This is a genomic window from Paracoccus mangrovi, assembly GCF_042648425.1.
GTDB classification, from domain to species: domain Bacteria; phylum Pseudomonadota; class Alphaproteobacteria; order Rhodobacterales; family Rhodobacteraceae; genus Paracoccus; species Paracoccus mangrovi.
This window is the reverse complement of the sequence record NZ_JBHRXJ010000006.1, coordinates 51,624-75,658: the sequence shown is the minus strand read 5'-3', so window position 1 is coordinate 75,658 and position 24,035 is coordinate 51,624. Positions and strand designations below refer to the sequence as shown.

The window sequence follows — 24,035 nt, the reverse complement described above, 5'->3', positions numbered from 1 at the left end:
GGGGGGTGAGAGCTTGCGCCCTCACTCCTCGTCCTCCGCATCCAGGAGTTCCATGTTGAGGCCCAGACCCCGGACCTCCTTGACCAGCACGTTGAACGATTCCGGGACACCGGCTTCGAAATTGTCCTCGCCCTTGACGATGGACTCGTAGACCTTGGTCCGGCCGGCCACGTCGTCCGACTTGACCGTCAGCATCTCTTGCAGGGTATAGGCGGCGCCGTAGGCTTCCAGAGCCCAGACCTCCATCTCACCCAGACGCTGACCACCGAACTGCGCCTTACCACCCAGCGGCTGCTGGGTCACAAGCGAATACGGACCGGTCGAACGGGCATGCATCTTGTCGTCAACAAGGTGGTGCAGCTTCAGATAGTATTTCACCCCAACGGTGACCGGGCGGGCGAAAGGCTCGCCGGTGCGGCCGTCAAAGACGATGGACTGACCCGAAGTGTCGAAGCCCGCGCGTTTCAGCGCGTCATCGACATCGCCTTCCTTGGCGCCGTCAAAGACCGGGGTTGCAATCGGAACGCCCGCGCGCACGGCGCCGGCATGTTCCAGCAACTGCTCGTCCGCCATGCCTTCGAAGGTTTCGGCATACATCTCGTCGCCGTAACCGTTCTTCATCGCATCGCGCACGCCGGCCATGTCGCCCGAACCGTTGCGGAACGCCTCCAGCGCCTCGTCGATCTTGATCCCCAGACCGCGCGCGGCCCAGCCCATATGGGTTTCAAGGATCTGACCGACGTTCATGCGCGACGGCACGCCCAGCGGGTTCAGCACGATATCGACCGCGGTCCCATCGGCAAGGAAGGGCATGTCCTCGATCGGCACGACCTTGGACACGACACCCTTGTTGCCGTGACGACCGGCCATCTTGTCGCCGGCCTGAAGCTTGCGCTTCACCGCCACGAACACCTTGACCATCTTCATCACGCCCGGGGGCAGATCGTCGCCCTGACGGACCTTTTCGACCTTGTCGTCGAAACGGTTGTCCAGCGCGCGTTTCTGCGCGTCGAATTGCTGGTTCAGCGCCTCGACTTCCTTGGCGGTGTCCTCGTCGGCGACGGCAAGCTGCCACCACTGACCGCGCGACAGCTGGCCCAGCAGATCGTCATCGACATGGGCGCCGGCACGGATGCCTTTCGGCCCCTTGACGACTTCCTTGCCCATGATCAGCGTTTTCAGACGCGCATAGATGTTGCGCTCAAGGATCGCCAGCTCGTCGTCCCGGTCGCGGGCCAGACGCTCGACTTCCTCGCGCTCGATCTGCAACGCACGCTCGTCCTTGTCGACGCCGTGACGGTTGAAGACGCGAACCTCGACGATGGTGCCGTAAGCCCCCGGCGGCAGACGCAGCGAGGTGTCGCGCACGTCGCTGGCCTTTTCGCCGAAGATGGCGCGCAGAAGCTTTTCTTCCGGCGTCATCGGGCTTTCGCCCTTGGGGGTGATCTTGCCGACCAGAATGTCGCCCGGTCCGACCTCGGCGCCGATATAGACGATGCCAGCCTCGTCGAGGTTGCGCAGCGCCTCTTCACCGACGTTCGGGATGTCGCGGGTGATTTCCTCGGGGCCCAGCTTGGTGTCGCGGGCCGCGACCTCGTATTCGTCGATATGGATCGAGGTATAGACGTCGTCGCGGTGGATCCGCTCGGAAATCAGGATCGAGTCCTCATAGTTGTAGCCGTTCCAGGGCATGAAGGCCACGACCACGTTGCGGCCGATCGCCAACTCGCCCTGATCGGTCGAGGGACCGTCGGCGACGACCTGACCCTTGACCACGCGCTCGCCCACCTTGACCAGCGGACGCTGGTTGATGGTCGAGGACTGGTTCGAACGCTTGAACTTGCGCAGACGATAGATGTCCACGCCGGCGTCGCCCGCGCCCAGATCCTCGGTCGCGCGGATAACGATCCGCTGCGCGTCGACCTGGTCGATGATGCCGCCCCGGCGCGCCATGATGGCGGCCCCGGAATCGCGGGCCACGGTCGCCTCCATGCCGGTGCCGACAAACGGCGCCTCGGCGCGCAAAAGCGGAACCGCCTGACGCTGCATGTTGGCGCCCATCAGGGCGCGGTTGGCGTCGTCGTTTTCAAGGAAGGGGATCAGCGCGGCGGCGACCGAAACCAGCTGTTTCGGCGACACGTCGATCAGGTCCACCGCCTCGACCGGGTTCAGCATGAAGTCGCCCGCCTGACGGGTCGAAATCAGCTCGTCCACGAACTTGCCACCCTCGTCGAGGGTCGCGTTCGCCTGGGCGATGGTGTGGCGCATTTCCTCGGTCGCGGACATATAGACCACGTCATCGGTCACCTTGCCCTCGATCACCTTGCGATAGGGGGTTTCGATGAAGCCGTATTTGTTGACGCGGGCAAAGGTCGCGAGGCTGTTGATCAGACCGATGTTCTGACCTTCCGGGGTCTCGATCGGGCACATCCGGCCGTAATGGGTCGGGTGAACGTCGCGAACCTCGAAGCCCGCGCGCTCGCGCGTCAGACCGCCCGGCCCAAGCGCCGAAAGACGGCGCTTGTGGGTCACTTCGGACAGCGGGTTGGTCTGGTCCATGAACTGCGACAGCTGCGACGAGCCGAAGAATTCGCGCACCGCGGCCGCCGCCGGCTTGGCGTTGATCAGATCCTGCGGCATGACGGTGTCGATCTCGACGCCCGACATGCGTTCGCGGATCGCGCGTTCCATCCGCAGCAGACCGACGCGGTACTGGTTTTCCATCAGTTCGCCGACCGAACGCACCCGGCGGTTGCCGAGGTGGTCGATATCGTCGATCTCGCCCTTGCCGTCGCGCAGTTCCACCAGACCGCGGATACAGGCCACGATATCCTCGTGGCGCAGCGTGCGCTGGGTGTCGGGCGCGTCCAGATCAAGACGCATGTTCATCTTGACCCGACCCACGGCGGACAGGTCGTAACGCTCGGCATCAAAGAAAAGGCTGTTGAACAGCGTGCTGGCGGCCTCGACCGTCGGCGGCTCGCCCGGGCGCATGACCCGGTAGATATCCATCAAGGCCTGCTCGCGGTTCATGTTCTTGTCGGCCGCCATGGTATTGCGGATATAGGGACCGACGTTCACATGGTCGATGTCCAGCACCGGAATGTCGGTGATGTCATTGTCCAACAGAACCTTAAGCAGACCGCCCGACAGTTCGCCATCCTTGTCGTATTCGGCGGTGATCTCGTCCCCGGCCTCGGCATAGATGAAGCCGGTGGCGCCGTTGACGATATCTTTCGCGACGAAACGGCCGATGATCTTGTCGAAGGGCATCAACAGGTTGATATCGCCCTGTTCGGTCAGTTGCTTGACCAGACGCGGGGTGACCTTGTCGCCGGCCTTGGTGATGACCTCGCCGGTGGCGGCGTTCACCAGATCATAGCTCGGGCGGGTGCCGCGCACGCGCTCGGGGAAGAAACGGGTGACCCAGCCGGCATCCTTGCCCTTGCCGGCCCGCTGCAACTTGTAATCCACGGTGTCATAGAAAGCATCCATGATGCCTTCCTGATCCATGCCCAGCGAATAAAGCAGCGTCGTTACCGGCAGCTTGCGGCGACGGTCGATGCGCGCGAACACCAGATCCTTGGCGTCGAATTCAAAGTCCAGCCACGAGCCGCGATAGGGAATGATGCGGCAGGCGAACAGCAGCTTGCCCGAGGAATGGGTCTTGCCGCGGTCGTGGTCGAAGAACACGCCGGGGCTGCGGTGCATCTGGCTGACGACGACGCGCTCGGTGCCGTTCACGATGAACGTCCCGTTCTGCGTCATCAGGGGCATGTCGCCCATATAGACATCCTGTTCCTTGATGTCCTTGACCGACTTGGCGCCGGTGTTCTCATCGACATCGAACACGATCAGACGCAGCGTCACCTTCAGCGGCGCGGCATAGGTCATGTCGCGCTGCTGGCATTCCTCGACGTCGTATTTCGGCTTTTCCAGCTCGTATTTCACGAATTCCAGCGTGGCGGTTTCGTTGAAATCCCGGATCGGGAACACGGATTGAAAGACACCCTGAATGCCTTCACCATCCTGATGCGCCGCAGCGTCGCCCGACCGCAGGAACAGGTCATAGGACGACTTCTGAACCTCGATGAGGTTCGGCATTTCCAGAACTTCACGGATATTGCCATAATAACGCCGGATGCGTTTCTGGCCGACATAAGCTTGCGCCATAGAGGGTCTTACCTTTCGTCTTTCGCTTGCATCGGTCGTCGGGGCCCGACCGGCGCAAGGCGGCGAATGAGGGGCGGGGTCCAATTCGTGCCGCGCGTCCCACCGCGTGGCTCCCGAACCCCGAACATGCCCTGAAGGAAGGTCTGCGGATCCGGGGCCCTTATCGGAGCAAAACCGGGAAACCGTCCTTCAAGACAGGTTCGGCAGGGACCGGGAATATCCCGGACCCTGCCTAATTCTTGCAGTCAATCGACAAGCACCATCTGGTGCGCGGCCGATTACTTCAGCTCGACCTTGGCGCCAGCCGCTTCGAGCTTTTTCTTCATGTCTTCGGCTTCGGCTTTCGACACGCCTTCTTTGACTTTGCCGCCGGCTTCGACCAGGTCCTTGGCTTCTTTCAGGCCCAGACCGGTGATGCCGCGAACTTCTTTGATCACGTTGATCTTGTTCGCGCCAGCATCGGTCAGAACGACGTCGAATTCGGTCTTTTCTTCGGCAGCTTCAGCCGCGCCAGCGGCCGGGCCAGCAACCATGACGGCGCCACCGGCGGCCGGCTCGATGCCGTATTCGTCTTTCAGGATGGATTTCAGTTCCTGGGCTTCCAGCAGGGTCAGGCCCACGATTTCTTCGGCGAGTTTTTTCAGATCAGCCATTTTTCCGTTCTTTCATTAAGGTGTTCCAACGTCGGGTTTCAAGCCCACGAAGGGATAGGGATTGCCTCAGGCAGCCTCGCGCTCTTCCAGAGTCGTAAGGATGCCCGCGATGTTCGAAGCAGGTGCGCCGATCGCGCCGGCGATGTTCGAGGCGGGGGCGCCAATGCTGGCCACGATCGAAGCGATAAGCTCTTCACGCGACGGCAGGGCGGCCACGGCTTTCACACCGGCCGGGTCAAGCGCCGTGTCACCCATCGCACCGCCCAGGATCACGAACTTGTCGTTCCCCTTGGCGTACTTATCCGCGACCTTGGCAGCAGCCACAGGATCCTCGGAATAGGCGAGCACGGTCATACCCGTCAGATAGTTGGCGATGCTTGCGCAAGGCTTCCCATCCAGGGCGATCTTGGCGAGCCTGTTCTTGGCAACGCGTACGGACCCGCCAGCTTCGCGCATCTGCGCGCGCAGGTCCTGCATCTGGGCAACCGTCATTCCTTCGTAGTGGGCAACCACCACGACGCCAGAGGCATCAAAGATCTGGCCGAGTTCTTCGACCACCTGTTCTTTTTGCGCTCTATCCACGGTTTCACTCCAAGTATGGGGGTTTCCCCCCGGCTCTCATAATCCTGTCGCCGCAAATGCAGCGGCAGGGCGGGTCCGTGACGGTCCCAAGATCACCCGGACGAAGGGCCCGGAAAATGGTCTTGATCCCATCTCAGGAAGGAACATTAAGCGGACCGTTTCCGTTGGATCGGGTCCGCACCCTCCGTCTCGGACAGGACGGGGCATCTCTGCCCCGCCATCCGCCGGGAAAACCCGGCGAAATTCATGCGCTTATTGCGCGGTGGCGGTCGACGCCAGGTCAAGCGACACGCCCGGACCCATGGTCGAGCTGATCGAGACCTTTTTCACATAGGTGCCCTTGGCGCCGGTCGGCTTGGCGCGGTTCACCGCCTCGACAAAGGCGCGGATGTTCTCGGCCAGCTTGGCTTCGTCGAACGAGGCCTTGCCGATACCGGCATGAACCACACCGGCTTTTTCGGCCTTGAACTGAACTTCACCGCCCTTGGCGGCCTCGACGGCGGCCTTGACGTCCATGGTCACCGTGCCGACCTTGGGGTTCGGCATCAGGTTGCGCGGGCCCAGGATCTTGCCCAGACGACCGACCAGCGGCATCATGTCCGGGGTGGCGATGCAGCGATCGAATTCGATCTTGCCCGACTGGATGGTTTCCAGCAGGTCCTCGGCACCGACGATTTCCGCACCGGCGGCCTTGGCTTCGTCAGCCTTGGGACCACGGGCGAAAACGGCGACGCGCACATGCTTGCCGGTGCCGTTGGGCAGGGTCACCACGCCGCGGACCATCTGGTCGGCATGACGCGGGTCGACACCCAGGTTCATCGCGATTTCGACGGTCTCGTCGAACTTCGCCTTGACGTTGGCCTTGACCAGCTTGACGGCCTCTTCGACCGACAGGTTGGACTTGCCGTCAAAGGCGGCGCGGGCGGCGGCTTTGTTCTTGGAAATCTTTGCCATGAGCTTAGCCTTTCACCTCGATGCCGATCGAACGGGCCGAGCCGAGGATGATCTGCATCGCGGCTTCGACGTCGTTCGCGGACAGGTCCTTCATCTTGATCTCGGCGATCTCGCGGACCTGCTTGGCGGTCACGGAGCCGGCGGTCGAACGACCGGGCTTTTCCGAACCACGGGCGCGGTTGCGCTTGCCGACCGGCTTCAGGCCAGCGGCCTTTTTCAGCAGGAAGGACGCCGGGGGCGTCTTGGTTTCAAAGGTGAACGACTTGTCGGCGTAATAGGTGATCACGACCGGAACGGGCGAACCCTGTTCCATTTCCTGCGTCTTGGCGTTGAACGCCTTGCAGAATTCCATGATGTTGATGCCGCGCTGACCCAGGGCCGGGCCGACGGGCGGGGACGGGTTCGCCTGACCCGCCTTGATTTGCAGCTTGAGGCTGCCGACAACTTTCTTGGCCATCTGGCCCTCTCCTTATCATCACGCCCCTGCCCGTGATTGGGCGGCGGGGCCGACTTAGCGGTGCGGCGCGCGCCCTTGGGCCCGCGCCTCCCGCGACAGATCACGCGGTCTTGGCGACCTGCGTGAATTCCAGCTCGACCGGCGTCGGCCGGCCAAAGATCGAGACGGTGACCTTGATGCGGCTCGCCGCCTCGTCCACTTCCTCGACCATGCCCGAAAAGCCCTCGAACGGGCCGTCGGTCACGTTCACTTTCTCACCCACGTCAAAGCGGATCAGGTTGCGCGGCGCCACTTCGACCCCGCCCTCGCCGCTGCGATGCAGGATCGCGTTCACTTCGTCGTCGCGCATCGGCATCGGCTTGCCCTGCGCGCCCAGAAACCCGGTGACCCGGTTGATCGAGTTCACCAGATGATAGGTCTTGTCCGACAGCTCCATGCGCACCAGCACATAGCCGGGCATGAAGCGCCGCTCCGAGGTCACCTTCTTGCCGCGGCGGATCTCGATCACTTCCTCGGTCGGGACCAGCACTTCTTCGATCTCGTCCTCAAGGGCCTTTTCGGCCACGGCCTGACGAATCGCCTCGGCGACCTTTTTTTCAAAGTTCGACAGGACGCTGACCGAATACCAACGCTTTGCCATGTCTCGATCGACCCCTGTTTTCCTTATGGGCCGGCAGCGCCAACCCCTTGAATTCCCTTACCGCCCGACCGGCGCGATGCAAATTCACCGCAGCACCCGGCCAAATTGAAATCGGCGCGCACGACCGAATCGATGCACGCCGCTTTACGGGCAGGTCGGGCGGACATACCGCCCCCCGACACCTATTGCAACCCTTTAGCCGCCGACAAAGCCCAACAGCCGCGCGAGTCCGGTCTTGATGCCCAGATCGACAAGGAAGAAGAACACCGAGGCCAGCGAGGCCATGACCAGCACCATGATCGTGGTGGTGATCACTTCGCGCCGGGTGGGCCAGGCGATCTTGCCGACTTCGGCGCGAACCTGACTGATGAACTTGGCGGGGCTTTCCATGGGCGTTCCTCTGGTCTTGCAGCGGGTCAGATAGCCTGCCCCGCCCCGGTTTTCAAGCTGCGATCTGCGCGCGCGGCGATCAGGGGGTCAGAAATTCGACCCCCGGCAGATCGCCCATAAGCGCCATCTGGTCATCATACTTGCGCGCCGAGCGCGCATAGGTGGCCGCGTCCAGCGGGCGCATCGGGCCATGGCCTTCGGCGCGGGGAAAGCGGTTGCGGGCACGCCGAACCAGAAGCCGCAGGTCGATATCGCTGTCGTTCAGCGCGCGGCGAACGAACCATTCATAGCCGGCCTGCGTCACGCTTTCATTGGCGGGCGGCGGATCGGGGATCCCGGCCGCCAGCGCCGGCGGCAAGAGCCGCGCCAAAAGCCGCGGGCGCAGCGCGGCATAATCTTCATAGCGCCAGACGACGACCCGGGCGACGCCGGGAATGCCGCTCAGCCGCCGGACCAGACCGGTCCAGCCGATCTGGGCCGGATCGCGATCGGCCAGATAGGCGCCGAATTCGACCTCGGCGCCATGGTTCATCTGCAATGCAAAGGCCGAGACATAGAAATGCGCCGGATCGCGCACCGACAGAAACAGCGTCACCGGCCCGCCCCCGGCCAGCTCGATCGTGCGCCGCACCCGGGCCACCGCCGTGGGATAGACAAAGCCGTTGCGCCCGCAGATCCGGCTGCTTCGCGTGCCGCCAAGGATGTTTTCCTCGGACAGCACCACCTCGGGATAAAGCGCGCGCGCATGGGCCAGACGCTTGGCGACGGGGTCCAGATATTCGCGGCGGCCGGTGGCCAGCGCATCGGTCAGCGGCAGGCCCGGATGACGCAGCTGCGCCGGATCGGCATAGAAAACCCCGCCCCGCATCAGCGCGGGCTGCGCAAGACGCAGCGAATATTGCAGATGGGTCGAGGCGGTCTTATGCGCGCCCAGATGAATGGTCAGCGCCATGACGGAAACGTTTGAAAAGGGGAAATCGTTCGGATGATGCGCCGGGACCGGCATTGAAGGCGACTGGCAGGGGTTGGGGGACTCGAACCCACGACCCTCGGTTTTGGAGACCGATGCTCTACCAACTGAGCTAAACCCCTAAGCCGCGCGCCTGATTACGGCAGGACCGCGCCCGGTTCAAGAGGGAAGTCGCATCTCCGCGTCATTCCGCCTCAAGAAAACCGCCGGACTGGCGCGCCCACAGGCCGGCATAAATCCCGCCCTGCGCCAAAAGCGCATCATGCGTGCCCTGTTCGACGATGCGGCCCTGTTCCATCACCACCAGCCGGTCCATGCGGGCGATGGTGGACAGCCGGTGCGCGATGGCGATCACGGTCTTGCCCCGCATCAGCATGTCGAGCTGGCTCTGGATCGCGGCCTCGACCTCGCTGTCGAGCGCGCTTGTCGCCTCGTCCAGGACCAGGATCGGGGCGTCTTTCAACAGCACCCGCGCAATGGCGATGCGCTGGCGCTGACCGCCCGAAAGCTTGACGCCACGTTCGCCGACATGGGCATCCAGCCCGCGCCGGCCCTGCGAATCGGTGAGGCCACGAATGAAATCCGCAGCCTCGGCCAGTTCGGCGGCGCGCATGATCTCGGCCTCGGTCGCATCGGGGCGGCCATAGGCGATATTGTCGCGGATCGAGCGATGCAAAAGCGATGTGTCCTGCGTCACCACGCCAATGGCCGCGCGCAGGCTTTCCTGCGTCACGCCCGACACGTCCTGCCCGTCGATCAGGATGCGCCCGGTTTCCAGATCGTGAAAGCGCAGCATCAGATTGACCAGCGTCGATTTGCCCGCGCCCGACCGTCCGACCAGACCGATCCGCTCGCCCGGCGCGATGGACAGCGTCAGATCGTCCAGCACCGCGCCCAGCCCGGGCCGCGCCACATCGCCATAGCGAAAGGTGACGTGATCGAAATCGACACCGCCCCGCCGGGTGATCAGCGGCCGGGCATCGCCCGCATCGGTCACCATGCGCGGCAGCGCAAGCGAACCGATACCGTCGCGCACGGTGCCGATATCCTCGAAGAGACCGGCGAATTCCCACATGATCCAATGCGACATGTTGCCCAGCCGCAGCGCCAGCGGGATCGCCACCGCGACCGCGCCGACCTCGATCCCGCCCGTGCTCCACAGCCACAGCCCCAGCGCCGTGACCGAAAATGTCAGCACCGAGTTCAGCGTCGACAACAGGATGTTCTGGATCGAGGCCAGACGCATCTGCTGATGCACCGTGACCAGAAACCCATCCATGCTTTCGCGAACATAGGCCTCTTCGCGGGAACTGTGCGAGAACAGCTTGACCGTCGAGATATTGGTATAGCTGTCGACGACGCGGCCGGTCATCACCGCGCGGGCGTCGGCCTGGGCCTGACTGACCCGGCCGATGCGCGGGATCAGCCACCACAGCAGCACGCCATAGGCCGCCCCCCAGCCCAGAAACGGCAGCGCCAAAAGCCCGTCCGTCGAGGCCGCAAGGATCAGCGCGCCGATGAAATAGACGCCGACATAGGTCAGAACGTCCATGAATTTCATCGCCACCTCGCGCACCGCCAATGCGGTCTGCATCAGCTTGGTGGCGATCCGGCCGGCGAACTCGTCCTGAAAATAGCTCATCGACTGGCGCAGCAGATAGCGATGCGCCTGCCAGCGGATGCGCTGGGGGAAATTGCCCATCAGCGTCTGATGCATCAACAGCGAAAACAGCACCTGCAACAGCGGCAACCCGATGACCAGAATCGCCGCCATCACCAGAAGCCGCCCCCCCTCATCGGCCCAGAAACTGGTCCGGTCGGCCGAGGAAAGCCGGTTCACCAGTGTGCCCAGATAGCCAAACAGCACCACCTCGGCCACGGCGATCAGCGCGGCACAAGCGGCCATGACCAGCATATAGCCCTTGGCGCCCCGCGAAAAATGCAGAATGAACCGCAACAGGCCCTGCGGCGGCATGGCGGGCGGATCGGCGGGATAAGGGTCAAGCCGTTGCTCGAACCAGCGAAACATCGGACACCTCGGGATAAGGAGGTCGGGAACGCGCAAGGGCGCGCGACCGCCGAAACTGGCCGCGCGCACCGGATATGTCAAGACTGGCCCGACCGCTCAGAGATGGCGCGTTTCGGGCGCGGGGTTCCACCAGTCGTCCTGTGCGCCATTGGCAAAGCTGACCGGCGCCGCGACCAGATCCGCCTCGGGGATATCGTCCAGCGCGTTGACACAGACCATGACGAAACGGCCGCCCAGTTCGGGGATGTTCCCCTCGGTCCACAGCCTCGTGCCGCAGCGGACGCAAAAGCGGTGATGCATGTCCAGCCCGTCATCCTGACTGCGCGGGGTTTCGGCCAGCGCCTCGGCCCCGCGCAACAGGCGAAACCCGTCCGGGTCGGGCAGACGCATTTCCCAATAGCGCATCTTGCGGCAAAAGCCGCAATTGCAGCGGCCGGTGCCCTGGGCCAGGTCGCCCTCGGCCTCAAAGGCGACGGCGCCGCAGAAACAGGATCCGTGATAGGTGGTCATGCCGGGTCTCCGTGATGGACGGCCTCGATATTGTTGCCGTCATGGTCCAGCACAAAGGCACCGTAATAGCCGGCGTGATAATGCGGCCGCAGCCCCGGCGCGCCGTTGTCGCGCCCGCCAGCGGCCAGCGCCGCGGCGTGAAACGCATCGACCGTGGCCCGGTCCGGCGCCGCGAATGCCACATGACAGCCCCCGACCGCCGGCTTGCCGGTGCCGATCCAGAAAAACGGATTGCCATCCCGGCCAAGACCCAGATGCGCGCCATGGCCGCCGGTCATTTCTTCGGTCACCTCCATCAGAACCGAAATGCCCAGAGGCGCCAGCGCGCGCACATAGAATTGCCGCGCCTGTTCCAGATCCGCGACCGCAAATCCGATATGATCGATCATCGCATTCTCTCCGTACCCGTGATCTCCGTCGCGACGATCATGGCCGAAGCATGCTGACAATTCGCGTCAGCAGCGCCTAACGCAGCCGCTCGCCGAAAAAGGCCAGCGTGCGATCCCATGCCAGCGTGGCGGCCGCCTCGTCATAGCGGGGGGTGGTGTCGTTGTGGAAACCGTGATTGACGCCGGGATAGACGAATGCCCGGTAATCCTTGCCGCCATCCTTCAACGCCTGTTCATAGGCGGGCCACCCGGCATTGATGCGCTCATCCAGACCGGCGTAATGCAGCATCAGGGGCGCGCGGATCTGCGCCACATCCGCGACCGCCGGCTGGCGGCCATAGAACGGGACCGAGGCCGCCAGATCGGGAAACGCCACCGCCAGCGCATTGCACACGCCCCCGCCATAGCAGAAACCGACACAGCCCACCCTGCCCGTGCTGTCGCCGTGATCGCGCAGGAACTGATAGCCGGCAAAGAAATCCGCCATCAATCCGGCCGGATCCATGCCGGCCTGCATCTCGCGGCCCTGTTCGTCATTGCCGGGATAGCCGCCCAGCGGGCTGAGCCCGTCGGGCGCGAAGGCCAGATAGCCGGCCTTGCCCAGCCGGCGGGCGACATCGGCGATATAGGGGTTCAGCCCGCGATTTTCGTGGATGACCAGCACGGCAGGCAGCCTGCCGGTGGTATCCGCCGGACGCACCATCAGGCCGCGGATCTCGCCATGACCATCGGGGCTTTGATAGCTGACGGTGCGGGCCGCGATGGCGGGGTCGTCGGGCGCAACCTGCCGGGCCAGCGCGTAATCGGGCTGCAATGCCGCAAGGATCATCGCGCCGGTGACGCCGGCGGCCGCATATTGGCCGGCCTGACGCAGAAACGCGCGCTTGCCGATCCGGCCGTGAACATAGCCGTCATAGATTTCCAGAATGCGCGGGTCGAAATCCGAGGCCTTTTTGCGGGGCGCCCTGTCCATGCCGTTCTCCTGTCAAACCTGATTGCGGGATCGGGTCAGGATAGCATGAAAACGCCGCCCGGACCGGATCCGGGCGGCGCAAGGTCATCGATCGGGCGATCAATAGCCGGTTTCGGTCCCGGCCTCGTCGATCAGATCGGCGATCTCTTCGGGATGCGAGGCCAGCGAGGCATGGCTCGCCGCCAGCTGAATCACGCGTTTGGGGTTCATCCGCGCCGACATCATGTGCTGGTTTTCGGGATTGATCATCCGGTCATGGGTCGAAATCTGATACCAGCAGGGTTTCGCCTTCCAGGCGGGGGCGGTGACATTGTCGCCAAAGGTGCTGGCCAGCGGCGCCTTTTGCGTCACCGCCATCACCAGCGCGTCGGCATCCGACAGGTCCTGACAAAAGCTTTCGTGGAACTTGTCCTGCTTGATCCACAGATAGCCATCGCTGTCCGGGGCAAGGTTAGGGAAGGCCTCTGGCGGCTTGGCCTGGCTGATTCCACCCGGGCTTTCGCCGGCATCGGGCGCAAAGGCCGCGACATAGACCAGCCCCTTGACGTTGGGCAGATCGCCCATTTCGGTGATGACCGCGCCGCCATAGGAATGTCCGACCAGGATCACCGGACCCTTGATCTGCTTGACCATCTTGCGGGTGCGCTCGGCGTCATCGGCCAGCGAGGTGAGCGGGTTCTCGACCGCGTGCAGGTCGTGATAGCCGCGCTTGTGCAGTTCTTTGATCACGCCGGCCCAATGCGCGGCGCCCCCCCAGAAGCCATGAACAAGAACGATAGCGGGTCTTTGAGGCATGCGCGTCTCCATCATAAAAACAATCGGTCCGGGGACCGGCGGCACAGAGCCGCAAAGCCCAGCTTGATGCGAGCGCCGGGGAATTGTCCAGCCCCGGTCTACGCCGCGATACAGCACGGAATGTTTCGCCATTCCATTGATAAAAAAAAAAAATCATGGGCTGAATTGGACGCAGCGACGCCCGGAGACCAAGGCGCGCTGCGGCGCCGCAAATGCGCGTCCCGACGCCGCGACAAAGCCGCCCGCGTCCCCCCCCTTTTTCTGCGGAAAAAGGCCGCCCTTTTGGGGCGGCCTTTCCATCACGATATCGCTTGCGCGATCACTCGATGATTGTCTGCGGGTCATCCCCTTCGCGGGCATGACGCGAGGATCTTCGACAGGCCTCAGCAGGCGCGTCTTGCGATCATCCCGTCATCCCCGGTCGGGAATTACGCCAGGATCTTCGACACGACACCCGCGCCGACCGTGCGGCCGCCTTCGCGGATCGCGAAGCGCAGCTTTTCTTCCATCGCGATCGGCGCGATCAGCTCGACCTCGAACTTCAGGTTGTCGCCCGGCATCACCATCTCGGTCCCGGCAGGAAGGTTCACCGTCCCGGTCACGTCCGTCGTGCGGAAATAGAACTGCGGACGATAGTTCGCGAAGAACGGCGTGTGACGGCCGCCTTCTTCCTTGGTCAGGATATAGGCCTCGGCTTCGAACTTCGTGTGCGGCTTCACCGAACCCGGCTTGCACAGAACCTGACCGCGCTCGACGCCGTCACGATCCACACCGCGCAGCAGCGCGCCGATATTGTCGCCAGCCTCACCGCGATCCAGCAGCTTGCGGAACATTTCCACGCCCGTGCAGGTCGTTTTCTTGGTGTCGCGGATGCCCACGATTTCCAGTTCGTCGCCGACGTTCACCGCGCCACGCTCGACACGGCCGGTCACAACCGTACCACGACCCGAGATCGAGAACACGTCTTCGATCGGCATCAGGAAGGGCTGGTCGATCGCACGCTCGGGCGTCGGGATGTATTCGTCGACCGCCGCGATCAGCGCGCGGATCGAGTTCTCGCCGATCTCGGGGTCACGCCCTTCCATCGCCGCCAGAGCCGAGCCCTTGATGATCGGAATATCGTCGCCCGGATAGTCGTAGCTGGACAGCAGCTCGCGGACTTCCATCTCGACCAGTTCCAGCAGCTCTTCGTCGTCAACCTGGTCGACCTTGTTCAGGTAAACGACCATATAGGGGATCCCCACCTGACGGCCCAGAAGAATGTGCTCGCGCGTCTGCGGCATCGGGCCGTCAGCCGCGTTCACCACCAGGATCGCGCCGTCCATCTGCGCAGCACCCGTGATCATGTTCTTCACATAGTCCGCGTGCCCGGGGCAGTCCACATGCGCATAGTGACGCGCATCCGATTCGTATTCCACATGCGCGGTCGAAATCGTGATCCCGCGAGCCTTTTCCTCCGGCGCGCCGTCAATCTGGTCATACGCACGGAATTCGCCGAAATACTTCGTGATCGCAGCCGTCAGCGTCGTCTTGCCGTGGTCAACGTGACCAATCGTACCAATGTTGACGTGCGGTTTCGTACGTTCAAACTTTGCCTTTGCCATCATGGCCTCCTATCGGGGGGGCCACCCGCGCGACAGCCCCCGTGTAACATCCGCCGCGACTTATAATCCCGGCAGGGAAAAATCAAGGGCGCGCGGGTCGTTTGCGCCCAGTCCTGCAAGGCGGGAACCGAACTCGCAGAGAGGCGTTTCAATTCCGTCACAAGGCTGCACGGAAGGCAGCCGAGAAATGCCTGTGGAGGAACGTGATGAGTCTGATGAAATCCCTTGCCCGCGTCGCGGCCGGCGTGATGCTGGCCAAAGGCATCGGCGCGATGATGAAGAATGCGCAGAGCCGCCCGGGCCAGGGTGGCCAGACCGGCCAGCGCCAGTCCTCGGGCGGGCTTCTGGACGATCTTCTGGGCAGCAATACCGGCGGCGGCGGCAATCGCGGCACCGGCTCGGGCGGGCTTGGCGACATGCTGGGTCAGGTTCTGGGCGGGCGCACGGGCGGTTCGGGCGCGGGTTCGGCCTATGGCGGCCCCAATTCGCCGCGCCGCGGTCAGGCGCAGGGCGGTCTGGGCGGCATCCTTGACCAGCTGTCCACGGGTGCGGCGGCGGGCGGTCTGGGCGGCCTTCTGGGCGGCATCCTTGGCGGAGGCGGCCAGCAATCGGGTCAGCCGCAGGGCCAGCTTGCGCAAAAGGGCTCGCAGCCGGCGAATGACGCAAGTTTTGGCGAGTTGTTCAACGACGCCATCGCCAAGGGCGATGAGCCCGAGGTGGCCCCCACCCCGGAACAGAACGCGCTGGCCGGGCTGATGCTGAGGGCGATGATCCAGGCGGCCAAGGCCGATGGTGAGATCGACGACAAGGAAAAGTCCAAGCTGATGTCGGAATTCGGCGATCTGGACGATGACGAACGCGCCTTTATCCGCGACCAGATGGCCGCCCCCGTCGATGCCGCCGCGCTGGCGCGCGAGGTGCCCGAAGGTTACGGGCCGCAGATCTATCTGATGTCCTTGATGGCGATCGAATTCGACAACCGCAAAGAGGCCGAATACCTGCATGAACTGGCCCAGAATCTGGGCCTCGACAAGGCGACGGTGAACGGCATCCATGACAAGGTCGGCGTGATCAACCTTTACGCCTGATCGGGGCGGAACAGACCGAAAGGCCGGCGCCCGCGCCGGCCTTTTCACATGCGCGGGGCTTTGCAGCGCGGCGGATATGGGATAAGTTCCATATTTGTTCCCGCACGCCCGCGCGGGGTGGCAGTCAGGAGGCGCGTCCCGGATGGACCGGCATGAGGATCAGGACGCGATGGCGCGCAAGATCATCCATGTCGACATGGACGCCTATTACGCCTCGGTCGAACAGCGCGACAATCCCGATCTGCGCGGCAAGCCGGTGGCGGTCGGCGGCCCCGGCCCGCGCGGCGTCGTCGCCGCCGCCAGCTATGAGGCGCGCGTCTTTGGCGTGCGCTCGGCCATGCCGTCCACGACGGCGCGGCGGCGCTGTCCGGAACTGATCTTCATCCGCCCACGCTTTGACGTCTATCGCGCCGTCTCGGCCCAGATCCGCGAGATTTTCGCCGAATATACCGACCTGATCGAGCCCCTGTCGCTGGACGAGGCCTATCTGGACGTGACCGAGAACAAGCAGGCGATCCCGCTTGCGACCGAGATCGCCCGCCTGATCCGCGCCCGCATCAAGGAGGTGACAGGCCTGAACGCCTCGGCCGGGATTTCCTACAACAAGTTTCTGGCCAAGATGGCCAGCGACCTGAACAAGCCCAACGGTCAGGCGGTGATCCCGCCCGCGCGCGGGGCGGATTTCGTGGCGGCGCTGCCCGTGGGCAAATTCCACGGCGTCGGCCCGGCGACGGCGGCAAAGATGGGGCGGCTGGGCATCCTGACCGGCGCCGATCTGCGCGCGCAGACGCCCGAATTCCTGACCCGGCATTTCGGCAAGTCGGGGGCGTGGTATCACCGCATCGCGCGCGGCATCGACCTGCGCCCGGTTCAGCCGCATCGCGAACGCAAATCCGTGGGGACCGAGGACACCTTTCTGACCGATATCCTTGAACCCACGCAGGCCCGGGACGAGGTGACGACGCTGGCGGTCAAGGTCTGGCACCATTGCGCGGACAAGCGCATCACCGGCCGCACCGTCACGCTAAAGGTGAAATACGGCGATTTTCAACAGATCACCCGATCCCGCACCATGCCCGTGCCGCTGGCCAGCGCCGACGAACTGGTCACCGTCGCGCTGAACCTGCTGGTGCCGCTGATGCCGCCGCCCAAGGGCATCCGGCTTTTGGGGGTCACGCTGTCCTCGCTTGAGGATGCCGACGGGGACACGACCGGGGTGCAGCTGAACCTGTTGTAACCGCCTCAGGCGGAAACGATTTTCGGGTCGCTGACGCCGCTATAGCGGCCGCGCGCATCGATGATCAGCGCCGCATGTTCGCGCAGCATGTCGTAATCGACATCGCTGTGATCCGTCAGCACCAGCACCGCGTCATATTCCGCCAGCGTCTCGGGCGTCAGCGGCACCGAGGCAAGGTCAAAGCTGTGCTCGCGCATCACCGGAAAGACCGGCACATTGCTGTCGGAATAGTCGATCCGCGCGCCCCATTTGCGCAGGCTTTCCATCAGATGCACCGAGGGGCTTTCGCGCACATCGTCCACGTCGCGCTTATAGGCGATGCCAAGCACCAGCAGGCGCGCATTCGACATGGCGATGCCGCGCGCGCTCAGCGCCTGAATGGTCTTTTGCAGGACGTAATCGGGCATGGCGGCATTCACCTCGCCCGCGAGTTCGATGAAACGGGTATGGATGCCGTATTCCCGCGCCTTCCAGGTCAGATAGAAGGGATCGATCGGGATGCAATGGCCACCGATCCCCGGCCCGGGGTAAAAGGCCTTGAAGCCAAAGGGCTTTGTGGCGGCGGCGTTGATCACCTCGAAAATGTCGAGCCCCATGCCCTGCGCCACGATCTTGAGTTCGTTGACCAGCCCGATATTCACCGCGCGATAGATGTTTTCCAAAAGCTTGACCATCTCGGCCGCGCGGGTCGAGCTGACCGGCACCACGGTGTCGATGAATGCCGAATAAAGCGCCACCCCCGCCGCCTGCGAGGTCGGATCGTCGCCGCCCACCACCTTGGGGATGCGGCTGGTGTCGAAATCCGGGTTGCCGGGATCCTCGCGCTCGGGCGAATAGACCAGAAAGGCGGTCTCGCCGGGGATCAGGCCCGCGCGGGTGAAATAGGGGGCCAGCACCTCGGCGGTGGTGCCGGGCCAGGTCGTGCTTTCCAGCGACAAAAGCTGCCCCGCGCGCAGATGCGGCGCCAGCGAATCCATGGTCGCGGTGACGAAATGCAGATCCGGCTCGCGGTGCTTGTCGAGCGGCGTCGGCACACAGATCAGCAGCGCGTCGCATTCGGCGGCACGGCTGTAATCCGCGGTCGCCCGAAAGCCCCGGTCGCGCATGGCGGCGATGGCCGCGTCGGGGATGTGGCGGATCGGGCTGATGCCTTCGTCCATCTGGCGGATGCGTTCGGGCAGGATGTCGAAGCCAAGCACCGGCAAGCCCATTTCCGAGATGCGCATGGCCAGCGGGATCCCGACATAGCCAAGCCCCACGACCCCCACCTTGGCGGTGCGATCCTCGATCTTTTGCAGCAAATCGTTCAGCATGTCCTGTCCCTTTCCGGCGGGGCGGCAAGCGCTAGCATGCGGGCACCCTGCCCGCCATGGCCCGCCGAACATTTCAACGTGATGGCGCCTCAAGATAGCGGGCGGCGTCTTCGTCCTGCAAAGGATAGACCAGCAATTCGGTCGCGCGCCCGCGCACCGTCACGCTTATCGCGGCAAGATCGTCGGCGGAAAGTTCCTGCCGCGACATGATCTCATGCGAGGCGACGATGGGCGCGCCGATATCCTTTGAGACGCCCTCAAGACGGCTGGCGACGTTCACGGTGTCGCCGATGGCGGTTTGTGTCATATGTCCGGCAAAGCCCATCTGGCCGATGATGGCGCTGCCGGCATGGATGCCGATGCCGACATCGATGGTCAGCCCCATGTCGCGGCGCAGTTCCTCATTCATCAGGCCGATATTGTGGCGGATCATCGCCGCACAGCGCAGCGCCGCCCGGCAGGCCTCGGTCAGGTCGCTTTCAAGGCCAAAGACGGCCATCGCGCCATCGCCGATGAACTTGTCGACCACGCCGCCGCTGGCCGCGACCGCATTGCCCACGATGTCGAAATAACGGTTCAACAGGAACACCACATCATAGGGCAGCTGGCGTTCGGACAGCGCGGTAAAGCTGCGCAGATCGCAAAACAGCACCGCGATGTCGCGTTCGCTGGGCGGGGTGTCGGCGAATTGCGTCATCCGCGCCTCGGGCGGTTCCAGAAGGCGGGCGATGGTCAGCGCGCCTTCCGGGCGCAACTGACAGGCAAGCCGCACATCCTGGCCCACATTGATGCGCGCAAGCGTCGCCTGCTCGACCGTGTTCGGCGGCGGCAGCACCGCGTCCGAGGCCAGCACCCGCACCCGACAGGTCGAACAGCGCCCGTTGCCGCCACAGACCGAATAATGCGCGATGCCGTTCATGCGGCTGGCCTCAAGCACCGAGGTGCCGGGCCCCACACGCACCATCGCGCCGCCCAGATAGGAAATCTCGATCTCGCCACCGCGCGACATCCACGCCCGGATCTGTCGCAGCACCAGCACCAGCGCGATCAGCAGCACCCAGCCGATGCGCAGCGCGGTGGTGATCATGTCGATCCGGGTGGCGCCGGCGCGGTCGCCGACGGGACCTGCGGGCATGGGCGGATGCTGCGACATCTCGGCCTGATGCAGGTCGTGGGCCATTTCGCGCCCGGCATCGGCATAGCCGATCAACGCCAGCACCGGCAACAGCACCGCCGCCGCGATCAGCATGGTGCGCAGGTTGCGAAACCGCGCGCTCGCCGACAGCGCACGCCCCAGCCCAAGACAGGCATGCAGCCAGACGATGATCAGCGCGACCGATTGCTGCAAGGCGCGGACGGGGTTGTCGAACCACTGCGCCTTGAGCACCATCTGATAGCTTGGCTCGACCCCGCGCAGCGGCCCGGTCAGCCGCATCGCGGTGGCATGTTCGATCAAGAGATCCGGGATCAGCAACCCCATGACCAGAACCAGAAACTCGGCCAAAGGCATTTGCAGCGTGCGCCGCGCATAAAGCGTCCACAGCGCCAGCCCGGCATGGACCAGAAGCGCGCCGTAAAGCAGGATCGTGCCCGGCAGCGTCCGCCATGGCAGCGCCAGCCAGCGCCGCGCCTGATCGGCAAAGGGCACCGACCCGATCAGCAGCGCATGATTGACAAGATGCATGACGACAAAGCACAGCACCACCCCGCCCGCCAGCTGGCGGGCCAGCACAAGACGGCCACGGTCGGCAAATCCGCTGCCGTCCCGGAAACTGGTGATCTGACTATAGGCCATCGTCGCCGCGGCCCATGGCCTGGGGCCATGGGCCGCGTTCCGTCATCAAAGACCGCCGCTCCGCCCGTCGCACCGCGCGGGCGCAAGCCCGTTCGGGTAATGCACCACGTCATTGCTGAGTTCGGCGCGCGCCGCGATCAGGTCGGCGGTGGTGTCGGCCAGCCGCGCGGCCAGAACGCGCATGATATTGGCGCAGGCGGTGCTGTCCTCGGACAGCATATGCATGAAGCATTTGCTGTCGATGGCCAGGACATCCATGGAATCCAGCGCCTGCACCGTGGCGCGCCGGCTGCCGCCGCAGAGCAGGGCGATCTCGCCGACGATATTGCCGGCGGGGATCTCGGCGATGCGGGTCGGGCCATTGGCGCCGTCGGTCATCACCGAGGCATTGCCGCTGATGATGATATAGGCGTGGTCGGCATCGTCGCCCTGATGGAACAGTTCCTCGCCAGCCTCGAAATGCTGGCGATGCGATGAGAAGGCCAGCTTTTTCAGCCGGCATGGGTCAATGCTGGAAAACAGCGGCACTTGGCGCAGGATGTTCACTTCGTCGTTCAGCATCATCATGGCGAGCCTCAGGTGAAGACAAGCGAGCTTTCGGCACTCTGCTCACTTTTCAGATCGGAAAGGCTGCCGTCAAATTCAACGGTGCCGCGGTCAAAAAGCACGACCCGCTCGAAATGCCCCGCCATCCGGGTGTTGGACAGAACCCAGATCACCGCCGGTTTGTCCTGATGGCGCTGCAAGGCGCGCATGGTCGCATCCACGATAGCCTCATGCTGGCGCGGGTCAACCACCGACAGCGTCTTGTTGAAGACGTAATATTCGGAATCGCGCATCAGCGCACGGGCCAGCGACAGTTTCTGACGTTGCGCCTGATTGAGGCGGCGGCCGCCGATGCCGATATCCTCGGCAAGACCCAGTTGCAGGATGTCGCGCTCGATCCCGTATTCGGCGAGATAGGCGCTGATCGTCTCGGTCTGGCGGCGGGTGATGTCGGGATTGGTGCGGCCAAGCTTGCCAAACAGGATATTGTCGATCACCCGCGCCGCGTCGTTATAGGTCGCGGCATCGTAAAGCGTGATCAGCGGCCTGAGCTCGGCGGGCATCTTTGCCGCCAGCTGGCCGCGCGCCTCGACGATCTGCGCCATCAGCTCGGGCGTCAGCCGGCCGATACGCATCACCGGCTCGCTGTAATACATGCTCAGCCGCAGCAGGACCAGCTGATCCTCGAGCGTGGCATCGTTGACGCCGCCCATATGGGTGCGCGGCACCACCTCGCGCAGCACCGGAATATCCTCGGCCCGCAGGAACGGCAGGCGGCCGAACAGCGTGTCATCGGCCTCGTGCCCTTCGCCCAGAAACTCAAGAATGGTCGATGCCATCTCATAGCCAAGATCGAAGAACTGCGTCCGCAGCCCCATTCCGTCCAGAATGGCGGTCGCGTAATCGCTGCGCAGGATCTGCCCGCCCGCCTGGTCCGAAGGCAGTTCCCCGAACAACAGGTTTTCCCAGATGCTGGCCTGGGGATTATAGCGGTTGATGTCGAAATACTCGATCGGCAGCTTGACCTTGCCCGCGGCCAGATCGCGTTGCAGGCGGTGGCGGATTTCGACGATGGCGCTCTTGAGCGCCTGATGGTCGGTGCCGGGGATGCGGGCGCGCACGCCCATCGCCATCACATCGGCGCGCAGCCCCGACGCGGTCAATGCCTCGCCCACCGCATCCTCGACCGAGCGTTCGCCATTCCCGCCCTCGGGGATGAGGTCGCGGTTCAGCCAGCTTGCCTTGCGCGAAAAAGGCGCGTTGCCCGAAGCCCGCGCCTCGGCCAGTTCCCATTTGGCCTGACGCTCGGCTTCGGCATCGGTATGGACGGGTTTGCCATAGGGGGCGTGCTGCAACCCGTAAAGCAGGTTGTCGCCAAGGCTGCCATGGAACAGGTAATCGTCGGACGAGATATAGGTGATCCGCCGTCCGACCAGCCCCTCCGTTATCTCGTTCAATGCCCGCCCGCCGACCGTGACGCGGCCGCTGCTGGGCCAGACGGCGCGGCCAAAGACGGCCGCCAGCGTTTCCGCGCCGCTGCCCGAATCGTCGATCAAGGCGACGCTTTCGCCCTGCGCGATGGACAGCGATACCCGGTCCAGCTTCTTGTCGCCGTCGTCCTGAACCACCAGCGTCGAAACCGCCAGCGGCGATCCGATCTGCCCGGTTTCAAGACAGACGTCATGCAGCGCCGGATCGATCAGGTCGGGGGTGCGGAACTGTTCGGCCACCTGTTCATATTTCACCTGCACGTCCTGACGCGCCTGATCCCAGTCGATCAGCTCTTTCAGCGGCCCGGGCAGATCCTTGTAGGCATTGATCACCGCGACCAGCTGACCCACGTCCAGACTGCCCTTGATGGTCAGGTAACCCCCGAAGGAATAAAAGACAAACGGGGTCAGCTGGGCCAGAAAGTTGTTCAGGAATTTCACCATGAACTTCCACTGGTAAAGGTCATAGCGGATCTTGAAGATCTGCCCCAGACGCGTGCTCATGTCGGCGCGTTCATAGTTCGAGGTGTCGAGCGCATGAATGGTCGAGATGCCGTCCATCAGCTCGCCCACCCGGCCCGAGAGCTGGCGCGCGGTCAACTGGCGCTGGCGGCCCAGCTCGATCAGGCGGCGGCGCATGCGGGGGATGATCACGACCTGAATGCCGGCGATGGTGCCGGCCACCGCGCCCAGCCAGATATTCTGTACGCAGATAAAGATCATCGCCATCAGCGCCTGACCGCCCAGCATCACCGGCTGGACAAAGGCATCGCCCGTAAAGCCGCCCATCGGCTCGATCTCGTCCTTGACCATGCTGGCGGCCTCGGCGGGCTTGATGCGCCGGAACTGCTGGGGCGGGAAGCGCAGGATGCGGTCGATCAGCTGAAAGCGGACGCGGCGCAACAGGCGCTCGCCCATGCGGCCCTTATAGGTGTTGATGTAATATTTGAAGAAACCGTTGATGACGACCAGCCCCAGAAACGCAAGGCTCAGCGCCATCAGCGCCGGCAGCCGCTCAAGCGGGATACCGGGGAAAAGCACGACATTGCCCCATCCCGGCACGTCGACGCTCATGTGAAACAGGATCTGGGTGGCACCGGCGGCCTCATAGCCCTGTCCCTGAATGGGACCGTTGACGATCTGCTTGGGCAGATCGAAGGCCATGTAATAGGGGATCATCGACACCAGAACGACCAGCAGGATCCAAGTCTGTTCGCGCCGGGTATGGTCCCAGATGAAACGGCTTAGGCTTTGTTCCATGGCTCAGTCCGAAATCAGGTTAAAGGACCCGTGGCGCGGAAATGGACCAGGGCCGGCATTCATCGTTTGCGGTAACGTCTGCGGATTGCAAGTCCCCTGCTGGCGCGCGCTTTACAAGCACGGCCCGGCGCGTCAAATATGCCGCCCTCGCCACGGAAACAAGGATGCGATGCGCATTGCATTTTAC

General features: G+C 63.8%; 20 protein-coding genes and 1 tRNA gene. 2 read left to right on the top strand and 19 right to left on the bottom strand.

Features of this window, described 5'->3' with window-relative positions; all coding sequences use genetic code 11:
- Positions 1-21: 21 nt before the first annotated feature.
- The 15 genes from rpoB to tuf form a co-directional block, all read right to left on the bottom strand.
- On the bottom strand, positions 22-4,173 hold the full coding sequence (rpoB, locus tag ACFOMH_RS10090) for a DNA-directed RNA polymerase subunit beta (protein WP_374427968.1): 4,152 nt from the start codon (positions 4,171-4,173) through the stop codon (positions 22-24).
- Between the two features lie 278 nt (positions 4,174-4,451).
- Complete coding sequence (rplL, locus tag ACFOMH_RS10085) at positions 4,452-4,826, bottom strand: 50S ribosomal protein L7/L12 (RefSeq protein WP_374427965.1); 375 nt, start codon at positions 4,824-4,826, stop codon at positions 4,452-4,454.
- 66 nt (positions 4,827-4,892) lie between these two features.
- Complete coding sequence (rplJ, locus tag ACFOMH_RS10080) at positions 4,893-5,408, bottom strand: 50S ribosomal protein L10 (RefSeq protein WP_374427962.1); 516 nt, start codon at positions 5,406-5,408, stop codon at positions 4,893-4,895.
- Between the two features lie 252 nt (positions 5,409-5,660).
- On the bottom strand, positions 5,661-6,362 hold the full coding sequence (rplA, locus tag ACFOMH_RS10075) for a 50S ribosomal protein L1 (RefSeq protein ID WP_374427959.1): 702 nt from the start codon (positions 6,360-6,362) through the stop codon (positions 5,661-5,663).
- A 4-nt stretch (positions 6,363-6,366) separates the two neighbouring features.
- Positions 6,367-6,819 carry a 50S ribosomal protein L11 gene (rplK, locus tag ACFOMH_RS10070; RefSeq protein WP_374427956.1) on the bottom strand — a complete coding sequence of 151 codons (453 nt, stop codon included), beginning with the start codon at positions 6,817-6,819 and terminating at the stop codon, positions 6,367-6,369.
- A gap of 100 nt (positions 6,820-6,919) precedes the next feature.
- The gene (gene nusG / locus ACFOMH_RS10065; protein ID WP_374427953.1) at positions 6,920-7,459 is read right to left on the bottom strand and encodes a transcription termination/antitermination protein NusG; all 540 of its coding nucleotides are present in this window, start codon (positions 7,457-7,459) and stop codon (positions 6,920-6,922) included.
- 195 nt (positions 7,460-7,654) lie between these two features.
- Entirely contained in the window at positions 7,655-7,849 is a 195-nt protein-coding gene (secE, locus tag ACFOMH_RS10060) for a preprotein translocase subunit SecE (RefSeq protein WP_374427950.1), read from the bottom strand.
- A gap of 79 nt (positions 7,850-7,928) precedes the next feature.
- On the bottom strand, positions 7,929-8,801 hold the full coding sequence (locus ACFOMH_RS10055; protein ID WP_377744278.1) for a hypothetical protein: 873 nt from the start codon (positions 8,799-8,801) through the stop codon (positions 7,929-7,931).
- 64 nt (positions 8,802-8,865) lie between these two features.
- Positions 8,866-8,941: transfer RNA gene (locus ACFOMH_RS10050), tRNA-Trp, on the bottom strand.
- 62 nt (positions 8,942-9,003) lie between these two features.
- The gene (locus ACFOMH_RS10045; RefSeq protein WP_377744277.1) at positions 9,004-10,848 is read right to left on the bottom strand and encodes an ABC transporter ATP-binding protein; all 1,845 of its coding nucleotides are present in this window, start codon (positions 10,846-10,848) and stop codon (positions 9,004-9,006) included.
- A 96-nt stretch (positions 10,849-10,944) separates the two neighbouring features.
- Positions 10,945-11,358: a GFA family protein gene (locus tag ACFOMH_RS10040; RefSeq protein ID WP_377744276.1), complete on the bottom strand. Its 414-nt coding sequence runs from the start codon at positions 11,356-11,358 to the stop codon at positions 10,945-10,947.
- Positions 11,355-11,747, bottom strand: coding sequence for a VOC family protein (locus ACFOMH_RS10035; RefSeq protein WP_374427940.1), 393 nt, complete (start codon positions 11,745-11,747; stop codon positions 11,355-11,357). Before ACFOMH_RS10035 ends, ACFOMH_RS10040 begins: the two co-directional genes overlap by 4 nt.
- 76 nt (positions 11,748-11,823) lie before the next feature.
- Positions 11,824-12,720 carry a YghX family hydrolase gene (yghX, locus tag ACFOMH_RS10030; RefSeq protein ID WP_377744274.1) on the bottom strand — a complete coding sequence of 299 codons (897 nt, stop codon included), beginning with the start codon at positions 12,718-12,720 and terminating at the stop codon, positions 11,824-11,826.
- A 99-nt stretch (positions 12,721-12,819) separates the two neighbouring features.
- Entirely contained in the window at positions 12,820-13,515 is a 696-nt protein-coding gene (locus tag ACFOMH_RS10025) for an alpha/beta hydrolase (RefSeq protein WP_374427937.1), read from the bottom strand.
- A gap of 428 nt (positions 13,516-13,943) precedes the next feature.
- Positions 13,944-15,119, bottom strand: coding sequence for an elongation factor Tu (tuf, locus tag ACFOMH_RS10020; RefSeq protein WP_377744287.1), 1,176 nt, complete (start codon positions 15,117-15,119; stop codon positions 13,944-13,946).
- Positions 15,120-15,325: 206 nt separating this feature from the next.
- Here tuf and ACFOMH_RS10015 point away from each other — a divergent pair, with 206 nt between their 5' ends.
- Both ACFOMH_RS10015 and dinB read left to right on the top strand, forming a co-directional pair.
- A complete protein-coding gene (locus ACFOMH_RS10015) occupies positions 15,326-16,207 on the top strand; it encodes a DUF533 domain-containing protein (protein ID WP_377744272.1) in 882 nt (293 codons plus the stop codon).
- Positions 16,208-16,349: 142 nt separating this feature from the next.
- Positions 16,350-17,444: a DNA polymerase IV gene (gene dinB / locus ACFOMH_RS10010; RefSeq protein WP_377744270.1), complete on the top strand. Its 1,095-nt coding sequence runs from the start codon at positions 16,350-16,352 to the stop codon at positions 17,442-17,444.
- Positions 17,445-17,449: 5 nt separating this feature from the next.
- On the opposite strand, the gene ACFOMH_RS10005 is transcribed toward dinB, so the two are convergent.
- The 4 genes from ACFOMH_RS10005 to ACFOMH_RS09990 all read right to left on the bottom strand — a co-directional run bounded on the left by ACFOMH_RS10005 (position 17,450) and on the right by ACFOMH_RS09990 (position 23,848).
- A complete protein-coding gene (locus ACFOMH_RS10005; RefSeq protein WP_377744269.1) occupies positions 17,450-18,757 on the bottom strand; it encodes a nucleotide sugar dehydrogenase in 1,308 nt (435 codons plus the stop codon).
- 73 nt (positions 18,758-18,830) lie between these two features.
- Positions 18,831-20,552, bottom strand: coding sequence for an adenylate/guanylate cyclase domain-containing protein (locus tag ACFOMH_RS10000; protein ID WP_377744268.1), 1,722 nt, complete (start codon positions 20,550-20,552; stop codon positions 18,831-18,833).
- Between the two features lie 45 nt (positions 20,553-20,597).
- Positions 20,598-21,119, bottom strand: coding sequence for a cyclic nucleotide-binding domain-containing protein (locus tag ACFOMH_RS09995; protein WP_377744266.1), 522 nt, complete (start codon positions 21,117-21,119; stop codon positions 20,598-20,600).
- 8 nt (positions 21,120-21,127) lie between these two features.
- Positions 21,128-23,848, bottom strand: a complete 2,721-nt coding sequence (locus tag ACFOMH_RS09990) for an ABC transporter transmembrane domain-containing protein (protein WP_377744265.1) — start codon at positions 23,846-23,848, stop codon at positions 21,128-21,130.
- Between the last annotated feature and the right edge of the window lie 187 nt (positions 23,849-24,035).